Source organism: Paenibacillus sp. EKM10P (genome assembly GCF_011800655.1).
GTDB classification, from domain to species: domain Bacteria; phylum Bacillota; class Bacilli; order Paenibacillales; family Paenibacillaceae; genus Paenibacillus; species Paenibacillus polymyxa.
The window spans coordinates 1-357 of record NZ_JAALET010000091.1 but is presented as its reverse complement, the minus strand read 5'-3'; the positions used below and the strand labels follow the sequence as shown (position 1 = coordinate 357).

Here is a 357-nt window from a genome sequence, read left to right as displayed (position 1 = left end):
CCTTTTACCATCTCAAAGCCGGTACGCAGCGTTTCATGACGAGCTACGAGCCCGCGGAACGCTTCTTCAAACCGCTGCCGGTCGAGCTCCCCTTCGAGCAGCATAGCTCCTGGTATGTTGTAGCTCAGCTCGGCTCCTTCCAGCTGGTTCAAGATATAGAGACGTTTCTGAGCAGAAGAGAGCGGATAATACTCGCTAGGTTCCGCAGCCGGAATAGCCGTGAACGAGCCGATCTCCAACCGCTCCATAGCCGCGGCCATTTCTTCAACCGTCGAGTAGCGGAATACGTCGCGAAGCGGGAATTCAACGCCTAGCTCCTTATGCATTTTGCTGACAAGCGTCGTCGCCCGCAGGGAG

Annotated in this window: 1 protein-coding gene; it reads right to left on the bottom strand. The window is 56.3% G+C overall.

Annotation, left to right across the window (positions count from 1 at the left end; translation table 11 throughout):
* On the bottom strand, positions 1-357 hold a 357-nt coding region (locus HFE01_RS26545), incomplete at both ends, for a condensation domain-containing protein (protein ID WP_167438862.1).